Source organism: Atopobium deltae (assembly GCF_001552785.1).
GTDB classification, from domain to species: Bacteria; Actinomycetota; Coriobacteriia; order Coriobacteriales; family Atopobiaceae; genus Atopobium; species Atopobium deltae.
The window spans coordinates 1-2,071 of record NZ_KQ959502.1 but is presented as its reverse complement, the minus strand read 5'-3'; the positions used below and the strand labels follow the sequence as shown (position 1 = coordinate 2,071).

Here is a 2,071-nt window from a genome sequence, read left to right as displayed (position 1 = left end):
TCTAGAGGGTTAGATCCTGTTGGGGAGTTGTTTTGGATGGCATAGGAGTAGGCGCTAGCGAGGGAGTAACCTCAAAAGTGGCACAGTGCGCATCAATAGACGTTTGAGTGGGGGCTTTTGTTTCTTGCAGCACCTCTTGCACCACGTCTTTGTGAACCACAATCCCGTAGTTTTCATACAGGGTTTTATCAACAAAGTCTGTGAGGTTGTCGGCACATTTTAAGACTTCTTCAACAAGTGCAAACTTTTGTTTAGCTACAAGTTTGGGATCTACCGTTTCTAGCCAGCCATGGATATAAGACGTTGTTGCAGTTGCCGTATCAATTCCGTAGTATTGGCAAACTATTCCTGCGCAAAGCTCTGCCTGAAACTCTTTTAAGCCACGCTCAAGATCATCTTTGCAGCTCTGTTCATCTGCATGAGGGCTGTGTAGATTTGCATGAGCTGTCTCATGAATAAGTGTTTTTATCTGTTGGTTTTCAGAAAGCTCTGGATCATAAAAGACCAGGGTTTTTTCTGGTGCGTAGATGGTGATACCACGAGCTCCCGCTAAAATGTTGGCACGCTGTGCATCATCTACAGCAGCAGCTGAAACATTTAGCTCTTGCTCAAGATAGTTTGTGATACTTTGTTGTAACTCTTTGAAGTGCTCATTTTGACCAAAGACAAAGTTATCTTTCCAAATTGCAGGATATTCCTCAACAGGGCATGTGGTTTGTGCAATATCAAAGACAGGAACCGCAATATACCAGTTGCGCCTTTGACGGATGTTGTAGATGCCTTGTTCAAGCTTTTGTTTAACCTCATCGGTGATATCTTTTAAATCGCAGATACGATTTCCTTTTTTGTCAACAACAATCTTGATGAAGGTTGGAGCCAAAATTGATAAGGCTTTTTCACCTTTTCTAACCTGGTAGCCTTTTTCTTTCCACAAAGAATACTTTGCAACCTGGCGAGCAGATTCTCGTTGCTTATAGATAAGCATTTTGTTGCGGTAAGAGTAATCGTGGAATTGCTGGGAGAACATGAAGAACTCAAAAAGCTTTTGAGGGTCTTCAATGTAGCTGTCCACTGCCTTGTTGATGGTGTCTGCCGTTTGTTGCAGCTGTTGTTTTTTGGTAAGAGTTTCCATACTAGATCATTCCTTTCTAGAGGTCTAAGCCCTGATCTGGGGCGTTGGTGGTTTGATGAGGTGGTTTTGTGTAGCACGAAGGGTCAAGGGTTGGGTGATTATCTGAGCTAATCTCTGCCTTTGCTTTTTCGAGCTCACGTAAAAGTAGCTGTTCACAGTCACCAAGAAGGTTTTTGTCTGCTTGGTCACTTGGTTGTATGTGGGCAATCAGATCAAGCTGCTCGTTAAGCTTTTCTTGAAGCGCTAGAGGATAGGCTTGGTAATATGGATGGTTAAGATTTAACTTAGAAGGTAGCTGATAACTCAGGTGCTTGCTTAAATCATCAAGGCGATTTGCTACCGAGCCTGGACGAGGTGTAACAAGTCTTAGGCGATTACCATCACCATCATAAGTATTTAGGTGAGTGAGATAATCAAACGGTATTGAAAATAGCTTGTAAGCTACAGGATTTTTTTGAGAAAAAACGACAAAGCGATCCTGTTGAAGGTCAACGCCTACCACAAACTGATCAGCTTTACGGGTGTGAGAAGGCGCTTCAACCACAAGTGACTTATGCAAAAAATTGTTGTAATACGCAGCTTTGCCTTGACTAACGTTATCGCTTAGCCTTATAATCTTATTGAACTCAAAGTTAGTTGTGTAGGCTTTCAGCAATCGTAGCTGAGAACACCGCTCAAGGCTTTGAGTTCTTTTTTTATCAACATAAAGCACCTTGTTGAGCTCTAAAGCGTGGTGGAGAAACTTATCAAAATTGTTGCGACCATAGGTGCTGGTCAGATAATTAGATTGCACCGTTGAAAGCTGATATTGACCTTCACCGTAGCTGCGAATTGCAGCAATTATTGGTAAGCCATCATCATCAACACTATCTGAAACAATAACAATACTTTGATCATCTGTAAGACTATCCAGCAAAATTGCTGGGTGGTTTAAAAATG

2 protein-coding genes are annotated in these 2,071 nt (G+C 42.0%); both read right to left on the bottom strand.

The genetic code is table 11. The features are described 5' to 3' along the window. Position 1: 1 nt before the first annotated feature. Entirely contained in the window at positions 2-1,132 is a 1,131-nt protein-coding gene (locus tag HMPREF3192_RS04150) for an ArdC-like ssDNA-binding domain-containing protein (RefSeq protein WP_066305678.1), read from the bottom strand. Between the two features lie 16 nt (positions 1,133-1,148). Further along, a partial coding sequence (locus HMPREF3192_RS06930; RefSeq protein ID WP_082715636.1) for a MuF-C-terminal domain-containing protein occupies positions 1,149-2,071 on the bottom strand: 923 nt, incomplete at its 5' end.

What these genes read in the sequence shown, in the direction of transcription:
- HMPREF3192_RS04150 (WP_066305678.1), bottom strand. Translation starts at nt 1,132, where the DNA reads ATGGAAACTCTTACCAAAAAACAACAGCTGCAACAAACGGCAGACACC.